The 21718-nt window shown below is 53.5% G+C and carries 18 protein-coding genes; 7 read left to right on the forward strand and 11 right to left on the reverse strand.

Features of this window, described 5'->3' with window-relative positions; translation table 11 throughout:
- Nucleotides 1–70 precede the first annotated feature (70 nt).
- Complete coding sequence (cueO, locus tag ACMYSN_RS10710) at nucleotides 71–1672, reverse strand: multicopper oxidase CueO (RefSeq protein ID WP_462497970.1); 1602 nt, start codon at nucleotides 1670–1672, stop codon at nucleotides 71–73.
- 145 nt (nucleotides 1673–1817) lie between these two features.
- Between cueO and ACMYSN_RS10715 the strand changes: the two genes are divergently transcribed.
- From ACMYSN_RS10715 to speD, 5 genes are all read left to right on the forward strand, one after another.
- Complete coding sequence (locus tag ACMYSN_RS10715; protein WP_123757459.1) at nucleotides 1818–2165, forward strand: YacC family pilotin-like protein; 348 nt, start codon at nucleotides 1818–1820, stop codon at nucleotides 2163–2165.
- Between the two features lie 485 nt (nucleotides 2166–2650).
- Nucleotides 2651–3070 carry a hypothetical protein gene (locus ACMYSN_RS10720; RefSeq protein WP_462497971.1) on the forward strand — a complete coding sequence of 140 codons (420 nt, stop codon included), beginning with the start codon at nucleotides 2651–2653 and terminating at the stop codon, nucleotides 3068–3070.
- Nucleotides 3067–4770, forward strand: coding sequence for an FKBP-type peptidyl-prolyl cis-trans isomerase N-terminal domain-containing protein (locus ACMYSN_RS10725; RefSeq protein WP_462497972.1), 1704 nt, complete (start codon nucleotides 3067–3069; stop codon nucleotides 4768–4770). The genes ACMYSN_RS10720 and ACMYSN_RS10725 overlap by 4 nt, the downstream gene beginning before the upstream one ends.
- Nucleotides 4771–4924: 154 nt before the next feature.
- Nucleotides 4925–5794, forward strand: a complete 870-nt coding sequence (speE, locus tag ACMYSN_RS10730) for a spermidine synthase (protein WP_462497973.1) — start codon at nucleotides 4925–4927, stop codon at nucleotides 5792–5794.
- Between the two features lie 14 nt (nucleotides 5795–5808).
- Nucleotides 5809–6603 (forward strand): S-adenosylmethionine decarboxylase, encoded by a 795-nt coding sequence (speD, locus tag ACMYSN_RS10735; RefSeq protein WP_462497974.1) that lies wholly within the window; start codon nucleotides 5809–5811, stop codon nucleotides 6601–6603.
- Between the two features lie 26 nt (nucleotides 6604–6629).
- Here the strand turns inward: speD and ACMYSN_RS10740 are convergent, their stop codons facing one another.
- From ACMYSN_RS10740 to acnB, 7 genes are all read right to left on the reverse strand, one after another.
- Nucleotides 6630–7397: a DeoR/GlpR family DNA-binding transcription regulator gene (locus tag ACMYSN_RS10740; RefSeq protein WP_462497975.1), complete on the reverse strand. Its 768-nt coding sequence runs from the start codon at nucleotides 7395–7397 to the stop codon at nucleotides 6630–6632.
- 9 nt (nucleotides 7398–7406) lie between these two features.
- Nucleotides 7407–8390 carry a D-threonate 4-phosphate dehydrogenase gene (locus tag ACMYSN_RS10745; protein WP_462497976.1) on the reverse strand — a complete coding sequence of 328 codons (984 nt, stop codon included), beginning with the start codon at nucleotides 8388–8390 and terminating at the stop codon, nucleotides 7407–7409.
- Nucleotides 8380–9651: a four-carbon acid sugar kinase family protein gene (gene dtnK / locus ACMYSN_RS10750; RefSeq protein ID WP_462497977.1), complete on the reverse strand. Its 1272-nt coding sequence runs from the start codon at nucleotides 9649–9651 to the stop codon at nucleotides 8380–8382. Before dtnK ends, ACMYSN_RS10745 begins: the two co-directional genes overlap by 11 nt.
- The gene (locus ACMYSN_RS10755) at nucleotides 9648–10601 is read right to left on the reverse strand and encodes a 2-keto-3-deoxygluconate permease 1 (RefSeq protein WP_123757466.1); all 954 of its coding nucleotides are present in this window, start codon (nucleotides 10599–10601) and stop codon (nucleotides 9648–9650) included. Before ACMYSN_RS10755 ends, dtnK begins: the two co-directional genes overlap by 4 nt.
- A 175-nt stretch (nucleotides 10602–10776) precedes the next feature.
- Entirely contained in the window at nucleotides 10777–11139 is a 363-nt protein-coding gene (gene yacL / locus ACMYSN_RS10760; protein WP_434586344.1) for a protein YacL, read from the reverse strand.
- 144 nt (nucleotides 11140–11283) lie between these two features.
- Complete coding sequence (locus ACMYSN_RS10765) at nucleotides 11284–12012, reverse strand: SDR family oxidoreductase (protein ID WP_462497978.1); 729 nt, start codon at nucleotides 12010–12012, stop codon at nucleotides 11284–11286.
- A gap of 187 nt (nucleotides 12013–12199) precedes the next feature.
- The gene (acnB, locus tag ACMYSN_RS10770; RefSeq protein ID WP_462497979.1) at nucleotides 12200–14797 is read right to left on the reverse strand and encodes a bifunctional aconitate hydratase 2/2-methylisocitrate dehydratase; all 2598 of its coding nucleotides are present in this window, start codon (nucleotides 14795–14797) and stop codon (nucleotides 12200–12202) included.
- 355 nt (nucleotides 14798–15152) lie between these two features.
- Here acnB and ACMYSN_RS10775 point away from each other — a divergent pair, with 355 nt between their 5' ends.
- Entirely contained in the window at nucleotides 15153–16763 is a 1611-nt protein-coding gene (locus tag ACMYSN_RS10775) for a DUF3300 domain-containing protein (RefSeq protein WP_462497980.1), read from the forward strand.
- A gap of 10 nt (nucleotides 16764–16773) precedes the next feature.
- Nucleotides 16774–17574, forward strand: coding sequence for a DUF2950 family protein (locus tag ACMYSN_RS10780; protein ID WP_462497981.1), 801 nt, complete (start codon nucleotides 16774–16776; stop codon nucleotides 17572–17574).
- 53 nt (nucleotides 17575–17627) lie between these two features.
- Here ACMYSN_RS10780 and ACMYSN_RS10785 read toward each other — a convergent pair whose 3' ends face one another.
- The 3 genes from ACMYSN_RS10785 to aceF all read right to left on the reverse strand — a co-directional run bounded on the left by ACMYSN_RS10785 (nucleotide 17628) and on the right by aceF (nucleotide 21717).
- Nucleotides 17628–17912: a hypothetical protein gene (locus ACMYSN_RS10785; RefSeq protein ID WP_174509154.1), complete on the reverse strand. Its 285-nt coding sequence runs from the start codon at nucleotides 17910–17912 to the stop codon at nucleotides 17628–17630.
- 161 nt (nucleotides 17913–18073) lie between these two features.
- Nucleotides 18074–19498, reverse strand: a complete 1425-nt coding sequence (lpdA, locus tag ACMYSN_RS10790; RefSeq protein ID WP_123757472.1) for a dihydrolipoyl dehydrogenase — start codon at nucleotides 19496–19498, stop codon at nucleotides 18074–18076.
- Between the two features lie 332 nt (nucleotides 19499–19830).
- The gene (gene aceF / locus ACMYSN_RS10795) at nucleotides 19831–21717 is read right to left on the reverse strand and encodes a dihydrolipoyllysine-residue acetyltransferase (RefSeq protein ID WP_462497982.1); all 1887 of its coding nucleotides are present in this window, start codon (nucleotides 21715–21717) and stop codon (nucleotides 19831–19833) included.
- Nucleotide 21718: the final 1 nt, after the last annotated feature.

The following is a 21718-nucleotide window of genomic DNA, read 5'->3' on the forward strand; positions in this document are numbered from 1 at the left end:
GGATTATCCGGGCCTTTTTTATTGTGCCGATCGGCGCCGTCTCTGTTTCACTAGGGTCCGATTCGCGGCTCTACACTGTAAACCCGAGCATCATCCCGGTGTCTTCATGTTCCAGCAGGTGGCAGTGCGCCATATAGGCATGCTCTTTCGGCGCATCATGGTCGAACTTCACTAACACTTCACTGACCCCACCTTCCACCCGCACGGTATCTTTCCAGCCCGAACGGTGAGCGGCAGGCGCAGCGCCATTTTCCGACAGAATGCGGAACTGGGTGCCGTGAATATGGAACGGGTGCAACATCATGTCGCCTTTGCCTGAAATAACCCAGCGTTCATATTGCCCTTTGGTCGCGGCAAACATCGGCGTATTCATATCAAACGCTTTGCCATTAATCCGGTTGGCATTATGGAAATCAAAGCCCTTAGCGCCATGGTTCATCTGCCCCATATTGCCATGCTTCATGTTCCCCATATCACCATGATTCATCTGTCCCATGTTGCCCATTTTGCCGTGATCCATCATGCCGCCATGGTCCATGCCGGCCATCGCCTGGTCGCCATATTTTTGCATCAGCGCCTGCATGCCCATCATGTCGAGCATCGGGTCCATCGACAGCTGCAGCGTGCGTTGGGTCAGCCCTTCCAGCGACGGTAGCGCGGGCATGCTGACCAGTGAATCCGGAAGCGTACCGGATGCCTGAACCGTCAATGGCTGAATGCGCAATACCGGCTGTGGCTTATCGAACGGCGTAATCGCCATCCCCATCTGACTCACCGGCAACGTGATCAGATCGAACGCTTTGCCGTCGCGGGTATCTACCAGCACTTCAAAACGCTCGCCCATTAACACCGGCAGTTCATTCACCTTTACCGGTTCGGCAAGCAGGCCGCCATCGCTGGCGACAACGTACATCGGTCGGTTGTCACTAGTGGAGAAATTGAGCGAGCGGGCATTACAACCGTTAAGCAGGCGCAGACGCAGCCAGCCGCGCGGTGCAGCATGTTCCGGGTAGAGCGCTCCGTTCGTCAGCAGCGTATCGCCAAACCAGCCCACGGCAGCGCTCATGATGTCGAGCTGATAATCGATCTCGCCGGCCACGGTAAAGCGCTTGTCCTGGACGATCACCGGCACATCATCGATCCCCCACTGCTTCGGCAGCAACAGTCGTTCGCTTTCTTCATCAGATATCAGCACCAGTCCCGCCAGCCCCATGGCAACCTGATGGCCGGTTTTGCCATGCTGATGCGGGTGGAACCAACAGGTCGCGGCCCGCTGGCTGGGAGTAAAACTCACGCTGCGGGAGGCGCCCGCTGCAATAATCCCCTGCGGTCCGCCGTCGACCTCCCCGGGAACTTCCAGGCCATGCCAGTGCACGGTGGTCTCTTCCGCCAGACGGTTATGAATATCGACGGTCACCGCCTCACCTTTTTTCAGTTTCAGCGCCGGACCCAGCAGATTTCCGTTATAACCCCAGGTGGTCGCCTGATGGGGACCAAACTGCGTCTTTCCGGCCTGGATTGTTAAGGTGATGCGATTTCGTGCGTCGGCGGTCAAAATATTGGGTACCGGCAGAGCCGGCCGGCTGGCGGCAAACACCGAGCGACTCCAGAGCGGAAGCGCGCTCAATACGCCGGCTGCAGCGGTTAATTTGATAAATTCACGACGTTGCATTTTCACATCCTTTTATTCTGCTGGTGAACATTTGAGCTTAAACCTTCCACCAACGGGAAGGTCAAGCAGAACAGTAAGAATAAAGCTCTGCGCACTGTAACGAAGTATGCTAACGTTGAGCGTCCGTGATGCAATGGTAAAAAAAATGAAGACGCTTTTCAGAACGGTAGTGCTCGGCAGCCTGCTTACTCTTTCCAGCAATAGCTATGCGTTAAGCGAGTCCGAAGCGGAAGATATGGCTGATTTAACGGCGGTATTTGTCTTTCTGAAAAACGACTGCGGATACCAGAACCTTCCCAATACCCAAATCCGTCGGGCGCTGGTGTTTTTTGCCCAGCAAAACCAGTGGGATCTGAGCAACTACGACAGCTTCAACATGAAAGCGCTCGGTGAAGACAGCTACCGCGATCTCAGCGGCATCAAAATCTCCACAACGAAAAAATGCAAAGCCCTGGCCCGTGACTCATTAAGCCTGCTGGCTTATGTGAAATAAATTAACCATGGAGTCTGTCGTCATGCAGGCACGAGCGCAGACGCCAGGGCCATATTGTCATTTTTGTTTTACGTTCCCCAGCAGAATTAATCGTTTGATGTTTGGTAAAACCCCAACATATATAACCAACATGAATGCCTGCTGTTATAAAATCAACTAATGCAAACATCTAATAATGAATTAATCATTCTTTTCCAATTAACACCCAAGCCTTTAATTTCATACAAATAAATCGCCCACCGCCAGAATAATTAATCACCTGAATTATAAAAAGCCACGGCCAATTAAAAACAAACAATCCATTAAAACAATGGATTATTAACACATCCACACCTAACACCTGAACAATCCAAAAATAAAAACAACCCCATGAACTTACAATACACCTAAAAAACAATCGGACTTTATTGCAATCTCATTTTTAGCACGTTAATATTCCGCGATAATAATTTCTATCAACACCTATTTATCAGTGGAATATAACCTTGAACATATCTCAACTAATTCGTATAGCACCTCTGACCATCATTTTATTGGTTGGTTGTAATACAAACCCATCCCGACAATCCGCTAGAGTGATAACACCCTCATCAGAGGCAGCATTAAACCAATCACAAGCCCAACAGAAACCCGTTGAACTTGCACAAGAGCGAATTGATTCCTGCCGCGAAGCATTGGAATCACTAAAAGAAGTTAATCCCAAGCAAGGGGAATTACTTGGGAATAACTTTACCGCTTTAATCGATGCAGCATCACAATATAATTCCGTGCGCGGTAAGGTTGCAGAACCGACCAGGCAAGGGATTGACTCGATGTATCAGTTCAAGTCAATCAAACTGTGTGCTGACATTGAAAAAGAGCTAATAGACAGCCTTGTCAAACGTGGTGAAAACATTCCCTTATGAACCGACTAACAGCCATCAATCTCAAAGTGATAGCGCTGGCGATAACTCCCGTGCTGGCATCATTTTTAGTGCCTAATGCCTATGCAGAAAAAGATGTCACAACCGGAGTCGTTCCCCGCTCAGACAATGACAATTCGGGGCCCGCCTTTCTTATTTTTGCTAAGCAGCAGCAGGAAAAGGGAAAAAATTCAGCTGACAGATCGATTGAACATAAAAGCAGTGAAACCAACAGCAATACTACAAGAACCACTAATAATACAGCCACACAGAAAACAAAAAACACTTCACAGCAGAATGCAGTCATTGCTCAGAAAGATAAAATAATACGTCAACTCAAGAAGCAACTTGCCGCCAGGTCATCTGAGATGATACCTGTCGCTGATAATCAAAAAGAGTTTACTGATAAAATTAAGAAATTGCAGGGAGAATTAGAGACTGCGCTGGCAGAAAAGCAGCAACTAATAATAAAAGAAAGCACAGCGGTCAATGATAAGAAACAGAGGAATGTTAAGCTTGATGCCACTGAAAATAAAATTCAGAAACAGTCTATAGCCCTGGCTGCTGTTGAGGCGGAAAAACAAAAGCTTGAAGCTCTGCTGGCCAAAACCGAAGCTGAAAAACAGACGCAGATTAAGAAATTCACATCCCTGACATCAGATCAGCAAGCTCTGACGCTAAAACTCACGACTGAGGCGCAAGAAAAACAGCTCCTCGCCGAGAAAATCACGAACGCCACGGCACAAACACAAACGCTCACCGAAAAACTTAACGCTGCAACAGCAGCTCAGCAGACACTAACTGCACAGCTCAGCACTGCGACAGCGGAAAAAAAAGAGTTGATGGCTAAGCTAACGACCGCAGAGTTAGGATCGCAGGCCCTCACGGCAAAACTTGATGCGTTTATTATTAATAAAAAACAGTTGGCGCAAGAGGATGAAGCCTTCCGGCTTCAGGTCGATAAAGATAAAGCACTCCTGCAAGCCAAAATCAATGAGCTTGACCAGTTAAAGGCTGCGCAGGCAAATACCAAACCGGATAAAAAATCTGCGGGAATAGATCTTACGCAAAAGTCGCAGCAACAAGCTTACGCTATGGGTGTCTCTATGGGTGATGGTGCCCTGGAAATACTGACTATGCGCAATACCCAGGGCATGAAAATCAATCAAGATGTGGTACTGCAAGGTTTCGCTGATTCTTTCTCTGGAAAGTTTGCTCTTGATGAAAGCACACGTAAAACAGCGCTGATTGATGCGACAAAAGAAGTCTCTTTGATTCAATATAAGATAGAAAAACAAAACATTATCGATGGAAAAGCCTATCAGCAGAAGTTTGCTAAACAAAAAGGGGTCAAGTTTAAAAACGGCATCTACAGCCGCGTTGATTATGCAGGTAAGGGCAAGATTCTCGGCAGTGATATCGTCACGGTAACAATCAAGGAAGCACTTATCGATGGAACCATCATTCAAGACATGGAAGCAGAGAAAAAAGTCTGGTCACAGGTATTAAATGCCTATCCACCATCGCTCCTCGAACCCATGAAGCGTCTGGAAAACCATGGCACTGTTACCATCGTGCTCCCTCCCGATGTCGCTTACGGTAGTGAAGGCGTTCCGCCCAAAATCCCGCCCGGTGCCACGATGGTCTATACGGTCAGAATAGTTGATGTCACTGCCGAAAAACCACCAGCCAACAAGCCATGACCCCGACGCCTCCTGATTATGGAGGCGTTTTGCGTAGGGTACTCCCCCGACTTACACTGCTGAAATACCAACCGTGCATCCTCATCTATAGTTGGCTATGATGTTGCGCTTATTTATACAGGCGTAACGGGTGTTAACAACGGAGGATCAGCCAGTGGCCGATAGCAATCTGTGGCATGAAACGCTGCACGACCATTTTGGTCAGTACTTTGCAGTTGATAAGGTGCTGTACCACGAAAAAACCGATCACCAGGATTTGATCATTTTTGAGAACGCCGCCTTTGGCCGCGTGATGGCGCTGGACGGCGTGGTACAAACCACCGAACGCGATGAGTTTATCTATCACGAAATGATGACCCATGTGCCCCTGATGGCCCACGGCCAGGCAAAACATGTGCTCATCATCGGCGGTGGTGACGGTGCCATGCTGCGTGAAGTGTCTCGCCACAGCACCATCGAAACCATCACCATGGTGGAAATTGACGCCGGTGTGGTCTCGTTCTGCCGCCAGTACCTGCCTAATCACAGCGCAGGCGCCTACGACGATCCACGGTTTACGCTGGTTATTGACGATGGCGTCAATTTTGTTAACCAGACGACGCAAACGTTTGACGTAATCATCTCCGACTGTACCGACCCCATCGGTCCCGGTGAAAGCCTGTTCACCTCCGCCTTTTACGAAGGCTGTAAGCGTTGCCTCAACCCTGGCGGCATTTTTGTTGCCCAGAACGGCGTCTGCTTCCTGCAGCAGGATGAAGCCCTCGATAGTCACCGCAAGCTCAGCAACTACTTCAGCGATGTCAGCTTCTATCAGGCAGCCATCCCGACCTACTATGGCGGCATTATGACCTTCGCCTGGGCAACGGATAACGACGCCCTGCGCCACCTGTCCAATGAGATTATCCAGGCGCGTTTCCACAAAACGAATCTGAAATGTCGTTACTACAATCCGGCGATTCATAAGGCGGCCTTCGCCCTGCCGCAATATCTGCTGGATACGCTGGCTGCCAGCGAACTTAAGTAAGGGGGTGAACGAAATTGAAAAAACTGAAGCTGCATGGCTTTAACAACCTCACCAAGAGCCTGAGTTTTTGCATCTACGATATCTGCTATGCCAAAACGGCAGAGGAGCGCGATGGTTACATTGCCTATATCGATGAACTCTATAACGCCAACCGCCTGACCGAAATATTGTCAGAGACCTGCTCGATTATCGGCGCCAACATTCTGAACATCGCGCGTCAGGATTATGAACCTCAGGGTGCAAGCGTCACCATTCTGGTCAGTGAAGAGCCCATTGACCCACAGCTTATCGATCAGACCGAGCACCCGGGTCCGCTGCCAAGCGCCGTGGTTGCCCATCTCGATAAAAGTCATATCTGCGTGCATACCTACCCGGAAAGTCACCCGGAAGGCGGGCTATGTACCTTCCGCGCCGATATTGAAGTGTCGACCTGCGGGGTGATCTCGCCGCTTAACGCGCTGAATTATCTGATTCATCAACTGGAATCTGACATCGTCACTATTGATTATCGCGTTCGCGGTTTTACCAGAGATATCAATGGAATGAAGCACTTCATCGATCATGAAATCAATTCAATTCAGAATTTCATGTCCGACGATATGAAAGCGCTGTATGACATGGTGGATGTTAACGTCTATCAGGAAAACATCTTCCACACCAAGATGCTGCTGAAAGAGTTCGATCTAAAGCACTACATGTTCCACACCCGGCCAGAAGACCTGACCGAGGAAGAGCGCAAGACCATTACCAGCCTGCTGTGGAAAGAGATGCGCGAAATCTACTACGCCAGAAATATCCCGAGTATCTGAGCTGATGACAGCGCTCGCGGGCGCTGTTACTCCGGCTGAACCAGTTTGAGAGGCACCTGCTGCCCTTTTAGCACGCTTTGTACTGACTGCGGCAGATTGACGTCCGTCACTACCTCGCTAAAGTCAGCCAGTGGCGCTACGGTAAATAGCGAATGTGCGCCGTATTTGCTGCTGTCTGCCAGCAGCACCTTGCGCTGGGCATTGGCAATGATTTCCTGCTTCAGTCCGGCCTTCTCTTCCGTCGGCGTTGTGACACCGGTTTCCGCGCTCCATGAGTTACAGCTCATAAACGCGATATCAGGGAAAACGCTGCGCAACATTTTGCGGCCATACTCACCGATACAAGACTGGCTGCTGTCGTCGATTCGACCACCTACAATGGTCACTTCGATTTGCCTGAATTCAGATAAAAACAGGGCGATATGCAAATCCACGGTAATCACCCGCAGTGGCAAATGCGTCAGGCACTTCGCCAGTTCGAGCATGGTGGTCCCGGCATCCAGCACCACTGCATCACCGGGATGCACCAAAGAAGCGGCATAGCGAGCGATCGCCCTTTTTTCGCCGGGCGATCGTAACTGCTTTTCATTCGTAGTCGGCTGCACCGGCTCAAAGCGACGTAGCGCAACGCCGCCATGGCTGCGGCTGATAACGCCCTGCTCATCCAGCTTTATTAGGTCACGTCGGATCGTTGCCGCAGACGCATCTACCGCCTCAACCAGTTGCTCTACCGTAACCAGCGTATGGCTTTTCAGATACGCGACGATTTTATCCAGACGGTGTTGTCCTTTCATAACAGGGAATTACGCCAGTTGCATTGCCAGTTTTATCGATATAGCCATGCTCTCAGATTTTGCTTTTCCCGTCCAGGCGATATCAAAAGCAGTCCCGTGATCGGCTGAGGTGCGGATAAACGGCAGGCCGGCCGTGATATTAACACCGTCATAGAATCCCAACAATTTCAAAGGGATATGTCCCTGGTCGTGATACATAGCGACCACCATATCGTACTGCCCTTCATAAGCCTGCAGAAATACGGTATCGGGCGGACAGGGTCCGAACACCGCGACCCCTTTGGCCTTCGCATGTGCAATCGCCGGCGCCAGGAAACGCCCCTCTTCGTCACCAAACAGACCGTTTTCTCCGGCATGGGGGTTCACCCCGGCAACGGCAATTCTCGGCTGCTGGTAACCAACGCGTTTCAGGAAGGTATCCGCAATGTCAATGACCGTCTCGACACGCGGCGTATTCAGCGTATCAAGGAATTTACGCAGCGCAATATGGGTAGAGACATGGATGACTTTCAGCTTTTCCGTAAATAACACCATCGCGTAGTCGCGCGTCTCTGTCAGCGTAGCCAGCAGTTCGGTGTGTCCCGGATAATGGTGCCCGGCGAGATGCAGCGCCTCTTTATTTAACGGCGCGGTCGCTATCGCGTGGACATCGCCCTTCAGCGCCAGCATCGTCGCCCGCTTCACACAACGATAAGCCAGATCTCCCGCCTGCGCTTGCACCTTGCCGATTTCAAGCGACTGCGGATCGGCCAGAGGTTCATCAATCACATGGATCACGCCAGGCGCAAAGCGAGCCGCCGCCACGTCGTCGATAATGCGGAATTTAACGCCCTCTGCCAGACCTTTCTCCTGCAATCGCTTCAGCGTCTGGAAACAGCCTACCACCACTACCGGTGCGCCATTTAACCGATCTTCGCTGAGCGCCTTAACGATAATTTCCGGCCCAATCCCTGCCGGATCTCCCATTGTAATTGCCACAGTCTTAATGCCCACAGTACATCTCCTCAATAAAATAAAGCGCATCGCACAACGTACGATCGGAGCCAAATCCCCCAGCCTTGGTGATCACCGGCAGATCGTCGATATCACTGTTAATAAACGTGCCGCAGGGAATACAGGGGGCGACTTCGCTCTGGATCCGATAACCTTCAGCGCCCAGTGCGCTGGCAACGGCAGTGGCCATATCCCCTCCCGTCAAAAACAGGCCACCGATACGTGCCTGCTCAAGGATCTTTAACGTTATCTCCCCTACATGCAGGCTTAGCGTTTCGCCCAGTTGCTGACGGCTCATGCCGGTAGTGGCGCACAGAGCATCAATACCCTGTCGGTCTTCCATCCGGCGACTGGTGCGCAGGATCGTATGCAACTGTCGGCTCAGGAGCGCGCAGGCTTGTTCCACTACCGCAGCTATCTCCTGGGCGCAGAAGGGCGACACCAGGCGAGAGACATCAATGTCCACGATCTCTGCTCGCCCCTGGCTGAGCGCATAGTCAACCTGTCGGCGCGTCGCTTCACTCATCGATCCCGCTACCACCAGCACGGGCAGTGCCAGCTTATCCTGTTTGAACATCCAGCCAGGCAGCGCATTCGCCAGCCCGGCCGCCCCCACCATCAGCGGTATCTGGGTTTGTTCACAGAGCGCATGCGCAATCAGCGTCAAATCCCGATCTTCCAGGGTATCGACCACAACCATGCACTCGCCTTGTGCGGCCCATGCCTCCAACAGCGCACTGAGCCGCCCGCGACGGAGCTCCTCCAGATGGACTTCATGAACAGGGATCTGACTTTGCAACGCGATCAGCTCGGCAATGCGAGAAGAGATAATCGGCGTTTTGGGGTCGCTGGCAAATTCGGTATCCACAAGCGGGATACCGTTAACCAGGCACTGGCCTTCCCGCGTCGTGCGCCCGGCAGCAGGGATCGCGGCGGCAATGACCGCGAGACGTCTGCGACTGGCTTTCATTGCCGCAGCCACTTCGGCCCCCACGTTGCCCCGAAAAGTAGAATCAATCTTTTTGTACACCAGCGGTGCGTCTGGCGTATCACACCAGGGAGCCAGCGCCGTCTGAACCATGTCAACGGCTTGTGGGGCCGGCAAAGCCCGGCTTTCAGTGTTAATAACCAGCACATCGGCACGGCGGGAAGGCTTCTGGGCCGCACTTAGCATCACTTCCGTCCGCGCGCCTTTTTTCGCCAGCTGGACCCCGGTATCGTTGGATCCGGTAAAATCATCGGCGATAACGATCATTTTCATGCGTTTTTTTCCTCCGCCAGCTGACGTGCCTGCCTTTTTGCCACCCAGGAAGTCAGGAGTGGCGTCAGGATCGCGGTAGTGATCACCGAGGCCGCAATCAGCGGTGCTGCCGCTGCGGCAACGGATGCCAGTGACGGGTCGGCCTGAGCTATCGCCAACGGTGTGGCCACCGCATTTCCGGCGGTACTAGACGCGGCGGCGCCAGCAATACCGCTTCCGCCCACCAGCCTGTCAGCACGAATGTTAAAAAACCCGCCAATAAAGGTCGTCAGAACGCCGAGGAGGATGCCTGCCAGCCCGCCCTGGAGCAGCATCTCAAGATTGATCCCGGCCCCCAGCGCGAAGGCAAAAAACGGGATGAGCAGAGGCCCGCCTTTGGTCAAAAAATCACGCATATTGGCGTCAAGATTGCCGAGGATCATCCCGACAACAAGCGGAATAAGTACCGCAACCAGCGCCATCAGAGGAATGTTGGCCATGCCGGCCGCCCCCAGCGCGATCATGGTGAAGAAAGGACCGTCGTTCAGCGACAGAATGGAAATAGCCCCAACATCGCGTTCATTGCCAAATTCTCCCACCAGCGCCGCGTAGAGCCCGCCGTTGGAATTGCTCATAGCCGCAATAATCGCTACGCCGCTTAGGCCAAAGATCCCCTCGGCGCCAAAAAGATGCTCAACACCCAGTCCCAACGCAATCGCGATAAGCAGCTTTGTGAGCGTGATGGTCCCGCCCTGTAGCAACGCCTGAGGGGCGGCTTTGACGCTGATGCCCGCCCCCATGCACAGCAAAAATGCGCCAATCAGCGGTGCCGCACCATTCTTAAATAAGGCGGTGGTAAATCCGCCCACTTCCAGCGCCTGAGGAGCAAACGTATTGATGATCGCCCCAATAACCAGTGGCACAACCATCATGCCGCCAGGTACTCGTTCTATTGTTTTCTTGATGTTCATGTCGTGCCGCCTGTCATCAATGTGATTAAATAAAATCATATTGATTATATTTAATCAATAACAAACCACAACAGACCGCGATCACAGATTTAATATGATTATAAAAAATCAAATAATCATCAATTGCAAAAAAAAACCGGGAGACAGGCTCCCGGCGTGAACACATGAAGGGCGGCTAGGCTTTGCCGATAAACTCGCGGTACGCCGTCACCACCTGAAGAAAATCCTCAACACCGCACAGGGAGAAGCTTTCTTCGTCGTAATAGCTCATCCCTTCTTCGATCTCATCGCCCGCAATATCCAGCTGATTGGCGCGGATCATCACCTCTTCGCCATCCAGCCATAACGTGTATTCATGACCGGCACGCTGCCAGGAACGCTCGCTGCCTTTTACGGTGCGCGCTGCCTGTTCCACTTCGTCCAGCAGGGCCAGGTTTTCTTTCACTTCTTCATTAAACCAGTGCCCAACGACCTCGTGGCCCATCGACATTCGCACCTTTACCACTCCGGTAATATCGCGCAGAAATTCGTAATCCATAGTCTCTTCCTCTGCAAGGGCAATGCGTCACCGCTACATTGTACCCATAGGGTAATTATCGCAGTACCAGGGCAGAAAAAAAGTGGAGCAGACTGGGCTACAGCAAATAAAAGCGCCGCAGTCTGTTAAGCGGTCGTCTTATCATCAACTGCCGAGCATGATTCCACCATCGATCGCCAGATGCTGGCCGGTTATAAAGGTATTTTGCAGTAAGAACAGATAGGCGCCGGCTAGCTCATCAAGGGTCGCGGTACGCCCCAACGGGATCGACCCGGCAAAACGCAGCCGGGTTTCTTCCAGCTGTTCGGCAGGCATATCGCGCCAGAACGGCGTGATGGTCCAGGTCGGCGAGACGGCGTTAACCCGCACGCGCGGAGCCAGCTCTACCGCCAGCCCCTCAACCAGCGCATTAATGCCAAGGTTGCCGACGTAGCTGGCACAGGCATCCTGGGCACGCCCACCGGTGCCGGAAGTGAAGATCAGGCTGCCGCCAGTATTCAGTTTCTCCGCCGCCAGCTGGCCAATTTTCACATTGGTGAAGAATTTCGACTCCATTACATGGCGAATCGTGGACAGTGATGCAGACAGAAAACCGCCGCCCATCACATCGCCAACCATCGAAATGAGGTGATCGATGTTTGGCAACGCGGCAAACAATACCTCCAGCGCCTGATGATCGTGCGCATCCACGACATACGTCTCAACCGTCGCTCCCGCCGAGGTCAGACTCATTTTCGCCTCGGCAAGACGTCCCGCATGACGCCCAATCACGATCAAATTAGCCCCGGCCTCAGCCGCAAGCTGCGCAACCCGAAAACCTATCCCCGAGCTGCCGCCGATAATAGCCACAGTCTGATGTTGTAACGAAACCATATATCTCTCCTTCCTGTCTGGGAATTCAGGACCTGTCGGTACATTGAGATGTTCTGACACGGCGTGATACAGGAGAGGTTAAGGAATCGCCTGGCGGCAGTAATAGACATTTGATGCGCTTAAAGCAATACGTAACGCAGCAACAAAAAAGCCACCCCGAAGAGTGGCTTTGAGCAGCAAGATTCGCTTACACCGCGGTCTGGAAAATCACGCCGTCAGCTTTCTCGGTGTACTCTTCCAGCTGGTTGAAGTTCAGATAGCGATAGGTATCTGCCGCGGTCTTATCCACCTGGGCGACGAAGGTCTGATACTCTTCCGGCGTCGGCAGCTTGCCGAGCAGAGAAGCGACCGCCGCCAGCTCAGCAGAAGCCAGATAGACGTTAGCGCCGGTACCTAAACGGTTCGGGAAGTTACGGGTTGAGGTGGATACCACCGTCGCACCGTCAGCAACACGCGCCTGGTTACCCATACACAGGGAACAGCCAGGGATTTCGATACGCGCACCGCTCTTACCAAACACACTGTAGTAACCTTCTTCAGTCAGTTGCGCCGCATCCATACGGGTTGGCGGAGCCACCCACAGACGGGTCGGCAGCTGGCCTTTATGGCTATCAAGCAGTTTACCTGCCGCGCGGAAGTGACCGATGTTGGTCATGCAGGAACCGATAAACACTTCATCGATTTTTTCACCCTGCACGTCGGACAGCAGACGAGCATCGTCAGGATCGTTCGGTGCACAAAGGATCGGCTCTTTGATGTCAGCCAGATCGATTTCGATCACCGCAGCATATTCAGCATCAGCATCCGCTTCCATCAGTTGCGGATCCGCCAGCCATTTCTCCATGCCCTGGATACGACGTTCCAGTGTACGACGGTCGCCATAACCACCGGCAATCATCCACTTCAGCAGCACGATGTTGGAGTTCAGGTACTCAACAATCGGCTCCTGGTTCAGCTTGATGGTACAGCCAGCTGCAGAACGCTCTGCGGAAGCATCGGTCAGCTCAAACGCCTGCTCAACTTTCAGATCCGGCAGACCTTCGATTTCCAGAATGCGGCCAGAGAAGATGTTTTTCTTACCTTTCTTCTCAACGGTCAGCAGGCCCTGATTAATCGCATACAGCGGGATCGCATGGACCAGATCGCGCAGGGTGATCCCCGGCTGCATCTTGCCTTTAAAGCGCACCAGTACCGATTCCGGCATATCCAGCGGCATCACGCCGGTCGCAGCGGCAAACGCCACCAGGCCAGAACCCGCCGGGAAGGAGATACCAATCGGGAAACGGGTATGGGAGTCACCACCGGTACCAACGGTATCCGGCAGCAGCATACGGTTCAGCCAGGAGTGGATAACCCCATCGCCCGGACGCAGAGAAACACCGCCGCGGTTCATGATGAAGTCTGGCAGCGTGTGGTGCGTGGTCACGTCAACCGGCTTCGGATAGGCTGCGGTGTGGCAGAAGGACTGCATCACCAGATCGGCAGAGAAGCCAAGGCACGCCAGGTCTTTCAGTTCGTCACGGGTCATTGGACCGGTGGTGTCCTGAGAACCAACGGAGGTCATCTTCGGCTCGCAGTATGCGCCAGGGCGAATACCGGCAACGCCGCATGCGCGACCGACCATTTTCTGGGCCAGCGAGTAACCACGGCTGCTTTCAGCAACATCTTTCGCATGACGGAAGACATCGCTGTGCGGCAGACCCAGGGCTTCACGTGCACGAGTCGTCAGGCCACGGCCGATAATCAGCGGAATACGGCCACCGGCGCGGACTTCGTCGATCAGCACATCAGTTTTCAGCTCAAAGGTCGCCAGCAGCGCATCGGTGTCGTGGTTACGGACTTCGCCTTTGAACGGGTAAACGTCGATAACGTCGCCCATGTTCAGGTCATTGACGTCGACTTCAATCGGCAGTGCGCCGGCATCTTCCATGGTGTTGAAGAAGATCGGGGCGATTTTACCGCCCAGCACCAGGCCGCCGCCGCGCTTGTTAGGCACGTTCGGGATATCGTCGCCCATAAACCACAGCACCGAGTTGGTCGCGGATTTACGGGAAGAACCGGTACCGACGACGTCACCGACGTAGGCCAGCGGGAAACCTTTCTGCTGAAGCGCTTCAATTTGCTTAATCGGGCCAACTGAACCCGGCTGATCCGGCTCGATACCTTCGCGGGCGTTTTTCAGCATCGCCAGGGCGTGCAGCGGGATATCCGGACGAGACCAGGCATCTGGCGCCGGCGAGAGGTCATCGGTGTTGGTTTCACCGGTCACCTTGAAAACGGTAACGGTAATTTTTTCAGCCAGCTTTGGTCGGCTCAGGAACCACTCGGCGTCGGCCCAGGCTTGCATCACCTGCTTCGCGTGCTCATTACCGGCTTTTGCCTTCTCTTCTACATCGTAGAAGTTATCAAACATCAGCAACGTATGCGTGAGCGCTTTTGCAGCAATCGGTGCCAGTGCGGCATCGTCCAGTGCATCGATCAGCGGGTGAATGTTGTAACCGCCCTGCATGGTGCCCAGCAGTTCAACGGCTTTTTCAGGAGTGACCAGTGGGGAGGTCGCTTCGCCTTTGGCGATCGCGGCAAGGAATCCGGCTTTAACATAGGCGGCTTCGTCGACGCCCGGTGGTACACGGTTAATTAACAGGTCTAACAGGAATTCTTCTTCACCCGCAGGCGGGTTCTTCAGCAGTTCTACCAGCGCGGCCATTTGGGTAGCATCTAAGGGTTTTGCAACAATCCCAATGGCTGCACGCTCAGCTACGTGCTTACGGTATTCTTCTAGCACGACGGTTCTCCTCGCTCTCATTGTAAAATGCGGTAGGCGATTCTCTTCACGCTCCTGTGAGACAGCAGTTTGTAGGGTAAATGCCCGATACCGCGTCGGCAGCATAGCAGGATTTTGGCGAGGTGTTAATCTGTTTACAAAAAAGCAACATTAAAATTTAGCTGAATCGTTAAGGGCAGGATTTTACAGGCTTTCCCCCCATTTCCCGGTATATAAATTTAATTCTGTGCAAGTTAGCTGACCAAAAACCCAACAAACGTCAAAAATCCAAAAGAGAGCGACTTATACTCCGGCAGGAGCGCTATTTTCGGCGATACTCAGTGGAGACAGGCCAATTTTTGTGCCGGGAGCTAACATGATACGACCTTTTAAACCCCACGTGATTGTACTGGTTTGTAGTGCAGGGATTTTAGCCGCCTCTGGCACCCTGTATGTCAAAAGTCGCGCACCACAAACCATTACCGAAGCGCCTGCAACGACTCAGCCCGCTCCTGCTGCCACCCCTGCCACACCTCAGCCGCCGGCGCCAACGACCGCTCCGCCAGTGACCACCGCCTATACTCAGGCGCAGATTGATCAATGGGTGGCCCCTGTCGCCCTCTATCCTGACAATCTGCTGTCACAAGTGCTGATGGCATCGACCTACCCCAGCAACGTGATGCAGGCCGTACAGTGGTCTCAGGATAATCCCTCAATGCAGGGCGACGCCGCGGTACAGGCAGTGGCAAGCCAACCCTGGGATCCGAGCGTAAAATCGCTGGTCGCTTTCCCGGCACTGCTGGCGTTAATGGGCGAAAACCCGCCGTGGGTCGAGAACCTCGGCAATGCGTTTTTAGCCCAGCCGCATGATGTGATGGATTCGGTGCAGCGGTTACGTAATATCGCGCAGCAGACCGGGACCCTGAAATCCTCGCCGCAGCAAAAAGTCACTACCACCGCCGTACCGGCCCCTGCGGCAACCGCCACGTCGACATCGACGACCGCTACAAGCACCAGCGCTGCACCAGCGCCGACTCAGGTCATTAAAATCGAATCAACCGACCCCAACGTGGTGTATGTCCCTACCTATAACCCCTCAACGGTTTACGGAACCTGGCCCAACACCGCCTATCCGCCGGTCTATTTGCCGCCGCCTCCCGGGGAGCAGTTTACCAACAGTTTTGTGAATGGCCTCGGCTATAGCCTTGGCGTTGCCACAACCTGGGCGCTGTTCAGCAGTATCGACTGGGATGATGACGACGACTACCACGGTCATGGCTATGACCACGGTGGTTATTCGCATAATGGCGATAACATCAATATTAACGTCAATAATTTCAACCGTATCACCGGCGAACATCTGACGGGCGACCGGACTAACTGGCAGCATAACCCGGCATATCGCGGCAATATTCCTTACCCGAACAACAATGTCGCCCAGCGCTTCCATCAGACCAATGTGGCCGGCGGGTTGAGTGCCACCCAGCACGTGGCGGGCGATCGTGATGCCCAGCGTCAGGCGGCAAAAACGCAGCTCCAGCAGCATAACGGCACCGTTGCTAATGGCCGCATCGCCCACAATACGTCGCGTGATGCCCAGCGCAAAGCCGCCGCAACGCAGCTCAACCAGGTGACACAGCGTAACAACTATCGCGGCTACGATAAGACGCAAACGGCGGCGATCAAAAACCGCCAGAGTAGTGGGCAGCAGCAACAGCGACGGGAAGCCGCCAAAACCCAGCTTCAGCATCCTACTGAGCACCAGCAACAGCGCCGTGCGCAAGTCAAATCCGCCACACCGGAGCAACGTCAGCAAAAGGCAAGCAACCTGCGGTCCAACGCGTTAAGCGGCAATGAAAGCCGGTCGCCATCCTGGCAATCACAGCATGCTCGCGGGCAGCAAAGCCGCATCGCCTCGAACCAGAACCGGCCGCAACGCAGCGCCGTTCGGGAGAATCGGGCTGAACATCATGAACGTCGTCGCTGAGGATATGCAGATGAAAAAACAGTTAAAGATGGCTCTGCTGGCGCTGGCATTGTCACCCATGATGGCCGCGGCCCAGCAGCAGTTTTCCACCCCGGAGCTGGCGGCGAATGCCCTGGCTCAGGCAATCAATGACAATAACCCTGCGGCCTTCAGTGAACTGCTCGGCGATAACTGGCAGCAGTTTTTACCACCGGATGGTATCGATCCTGATGCGGTGGCCCGCTTCCAGCGCGACTGGAAGATAAGTCACCAGATCGTTCAGCAAAGCGATACCGCCTGGCTGGATGTTGGCCGTGAAGCATGGCGTTTGCCGATTCCAATGGTGAAAAACAACGAAGGCTGGCATTTCGACATCGCCGCCGCGCAGGATGAAATACTAACCCGGGCCATTGGCCGTAACGAACTGTCGGCTATCCAGGCGATGCATGCCTACGTCGATGCCCAGCAAGATTACTACCAGCTAAACCACCGTTGGGCGCAGAAAATTATCAGCAGCGATGGCAAAAAAGATGGCCTGTACTGGCCTGCTGCTCCGGGAGAAGCTCCCAGCCCGTTAGGCCCGGCCTTTAGCCCCGCCGAGCCAGGTGAAGGCTATCATGGTTATCATTTCCGTATTATTCACGGCAGCGACGATCAGGCCGCGGCCCTGCTGGCCTGGCCCATCGAATGGGGGGAAACGGGTGTGATGAGTTTTATGGTCGATCAGGACGATCGCGTATATCAGGCCAATCTTGGGGAGGAAACGGCAACCTTAGCCCAGGCCATCACCCGTTTTGCGCCGGATGCCAAATGGCAGGCTATCACGCAATAAAAATGCCCGGCGCAGTCATCTGCCGCCGGGCATCCTGAGAGTCTGAGCGCAGTTTAGCCCTGGTGCGGCATCAGCTGCGGATAGCCGTTGAATGCCGGCTTCGCGCTGCTCAATGCAGCTTCATCCTGATGAATGCTGCCAGAGTTCGCTGCCCATACCCCTTCTGAGGTTTTGCTGATCAGCTGATGCTGTACATTCAGGTTCTGCCCCATCGCGGCAATATGATTGCTTTCGGTCCCGCCGCTGTTGGCAGCCCAGGGAATGGAAAGGTCAGCAGCACCGGCGATACCCGAAGCCAGCGTAGCGGCTAACAGCGTCGTGGTTAAAAAGAGTTTCATTACACACCTCACTAATAATTAACTACCTATAAGTTTACGTGGTAATTATTTTCAAAGTATTTATAAGATGTGCCGATTTGTTTACGCAGACACAGTTCTAAACATCAGGCATAAAAAAAGCGGCTCTCAGAGCCGCTTATGTCCTGCTGCGAAAAGAAAACTTACTTCTTCTTCGCTTTCGCGTTCGGCAGGTCGGTGATGCTACCTTCGAAGACTTCCGCCGCCAGGCCAACGGACTCGTGCAGAGTCGGGTGCGCGTGGATAGTCAGGGCGATGTCTTCAGCGTCACAGCCCATTTCGATAGCCAGACCGATTTCACCCAGCAGCTCGCCGCCGTTGGTGCCGACAATCGCGCCGCCGATAACACGGTGGGACTCTTTGTCGAAGATCAGTTTGGTCATACCGTCTGCGCAATCAGAAGCGATAGCACGGCCAGAGGCTGCCCACGGGAAGGTGGCAGTTTCGTAGCTGATGCCTTTTTCTTTCGCTTCTTTCTCGGTCAGGCCAACCCAGGCAACTTCTGGCTCGGTGTAGGCGATTGACGGGATTACTTTCGGGTCGAAGTAGTGCTTCAGGCCGGAGATAACTTCAGCGGCAACGTGACCTTCATGAACACCTTTGTGCGCCAGCATCGGCTGACCCACGATATCGCCGATAGCGAAGATGTGCGGCACGTTGGTACGCAACTGCTTGTCAACACGGATAAAGCCGCGCTCGTCAACTTCAACGCCCGCTTTACCTGCATCGAGGTTTTTACCGTTCGGTACGCGACCGATAGCCACCAGCACTGCGTCATAACGCTGTGCTTCTGCCGGCGCTTTTTTGCCTTCCATGGAAACATAGATGCCGTCTTCTTTCGCTTCTACGGCAGTCACTTTAGTTTCCAGCATCAGGTTGAATTTCTTGCTGATGCGTTTGGTGAAGACTTTCACGACGTCTTTGTCGGCAGCCGGGATAACCTGGTCGAACATTTCAACCACGTCAATCTCTGAACCCAGCGCATGGTACACGGTACCCATTTCCAGACCGATAATACCGCCACCCATGACCAGCAGGCGTTTTGGTACGCTTTTCAGCTCCAGCGCATCGGTGGAGTCCCACACGCGCGGATCTTCATGCGGAATGAACGGCAGTTCGATCGGACGGGAACCCGCCGCGATGATGGCGTTGTCGAAGTTGATTACGGTTTTACCGTTCTCGCCTTCCACTTCCAGGGTGTTAGCCCCGGTGAATTTACCCAGACCGTTGACCACTTTCACTTTACGGCCTTTAGCCATGCCAGCCAGACCACCGGTCAGCTGAGTGATCACTTTCTCTTTCCAGGTGCGGATCTTGTCGATGTCAGTTTTCGGCTCACCGAAAACAATGCCGTGTTCGGCCAGCGCTTTCGCTTCTTCGATAACTTTCGCAACGTGCAGCAGTGCTTTAGAAGGGATACAGCCGACGTTCAGGCAGACACCGCCGAGAGTGCTGTAACGTTCTACGATGACGGTCTCCAGACCTAAATCAGCGCAACGGAAGGCAGCAGAATAACCTGCAGGACCTGCCCCAAGTACCACGACCTGAGTTTTAATTTCAGTACTCATCATGACCTCTGTAGTTTATATCCGGCGGGTCTGACGCTATTGTTATACACTTCATCCTTCAAGCCGCCTCTGCGTTGGCTGCGCTCGCTCACCCCGGTTACGTACCGCTTGTACGTTCCAGGGATTCACTCCCTTGCCGCCTTGACGCAACTCGAATTATTTTGTGTAAATTACGCCCATGTCCACCGGGTCGTTCTATCCGCCTGCATTTTACAAAATTGTTAACAATTTTGAAACAACAAACGGCAAACGATTTTGTCCTTTGTTGCTGGTAACCCCGAAACAATGACCAGATTACCAGAAAAAAGCCGGCCGTCAGGCCGGCTTTTCGCTTACATCACCAGGCGGCGAATATCACTCAACGTATTGTTGATGATAGTGATAAAGCGCGCACCATCAGCACCATCGATTACGCGGTGGTCGAAGGACAGAGAGATAGGCATCATCAGACGCGGCACAAACTCTTTACCGTTCCACACCGGCTCCATCGCGGACTTGGAAACACCGAGGATAGCTACTTCCGGCGCGTTAACAATCGGCGCAAAGTGGGTCGTACCCAGGCCACCGATGCTGGAGATGGTGAAGCAACCGCCCTGCATTTCGCCAGCGGTCAGCTTACCGTCACGCGCTTTCTTAGAAATCACCGTCAGTTCACGAGACAGCTCGGTAATGCTCTTCTTGTTCACATCTTTAAAGACCGGAACAACCAGACCATTCGGCGTATCAACCGCAACACCAATGTTGATGTATTTCTTCAGCGTCAGACGCTGTGCATCTTCGGACAGAGAGCTGTTGAAGCGCGGCATCTGCTCAAGCGCAGCAGCTACGGCTTTCATGATGAACACTACCGGTGTGAATTTCACATCCAGTTTACGTTTCTCAGCTTCAGCATTCTGCTGCTTACGGAACGCTTCCAGATCGGTAATGTCGGTTTTGTCGAAGTGGGTAACATGCGGGATCATCACCCAGTTACGGCTCAGGTTAGCACCCGAGATTTTCTGGATACGACCCAGTTCCACTTCTTCAACTTCACCAAACTTGCTGAAGTCAACTTTCGGCCACGGCAGCATGCCCGGGATACCACCGCCAGCGGCGGCTGCAGCCGGAGCGGCTTCTGCGCGTTTAACTGCGTCTTTTACGTAAGCCTGAACGTCTTCGCGCAGGATACGGCCTTTACGACCGGAACCTTTCACTTTCGCCAGGTTCACACCGAATTCGCGCGCCAGGCGGCGAATCAGCGGAGTCGCATGAACGTAAGCGTCGTTTTCAGCGAACTCAGATTTGCCTTCCGCTTTCGCTACCGGAGCCGCTGCTTTTGCAGCCGGTGCCGGTGCGGCAGCCGCAGGAGCTGGTGCAGCAGCAGCCGGAGCCGCAGCAGGCGCAGCGCCTTCCACTTCGAAGACCATGATCAGAGAACCGGTGGAGACTTTGTCGCCGGTGCTGATTTTAATTTCTTTCACGGTACCCGCAAACGGTGCCGGGACTTCCATAGAGGCTTTGTCGCCTTCTACGGTGATCAGTGACTGCTCAGCAGCAACTTTATCGCCCACTTTCACCATCACTTCAGTGACTTCAACTTCATCGCCACCGATGTCCGGTACGTTGACGTCTTTCGCGCCGCTGGCTGCTGGTGCCGCCGCCGCTGCCGGAGCAGCTGCCTGTGCTGGTGCAGCAGCAGGTGCAGCACCCGCCACTTCGAAGACCATGATCAGAGAACCGGTGGACACTTTGTCGCCAGTGTTGATTTTGATCTCTTTCACCACACCCGCGAACGGAGCCGGGACTTCCATAGAAGCTTTGTCGCCTTCTACGGTAATCAGGGACTGTTCAGCCGCAACGGTGTCGCCAACTTTAACCATGATCTCAGTGACTTCAACTTCGTCGCCGCCGATATCAGGTACATGAACGTCTTTCGCCGCAGCCGTTGCAGGTGCTGCTGCCGCTTCTTTCTTCTCTTCCTGCGCAGGTGCAGCTGCTGCTGCACCCTCGGCGGAATCGAAAATCATAATCAGTTTACCGGTCTCGGTTTTGTCGCCGACAGAGACTTTGATCTCTTTCACGACGCCAGCCTGCGGAGACGGGACTTCCATAGAGGCTTTGTCGCCTTCTACAGTGATCAGCGACTGTTCAGCTTCAACTTTGTCGCCAACTTTGACCAGGATTTCGGTGATTTCAACTTCATCTGCCCCGATATCCGGTACGTTGATTTCGATAGCCATT

This window comes from Klebsiella sp. R445, from assembly GCF_051131755.1.
Taxonomy (GTDB): Bacteria; Pseudomonadota; Gammaproteobacteria; order Enterobacterales; family Enterobacteriaceae; genus Klebsiella; species Klebsiella lignicola.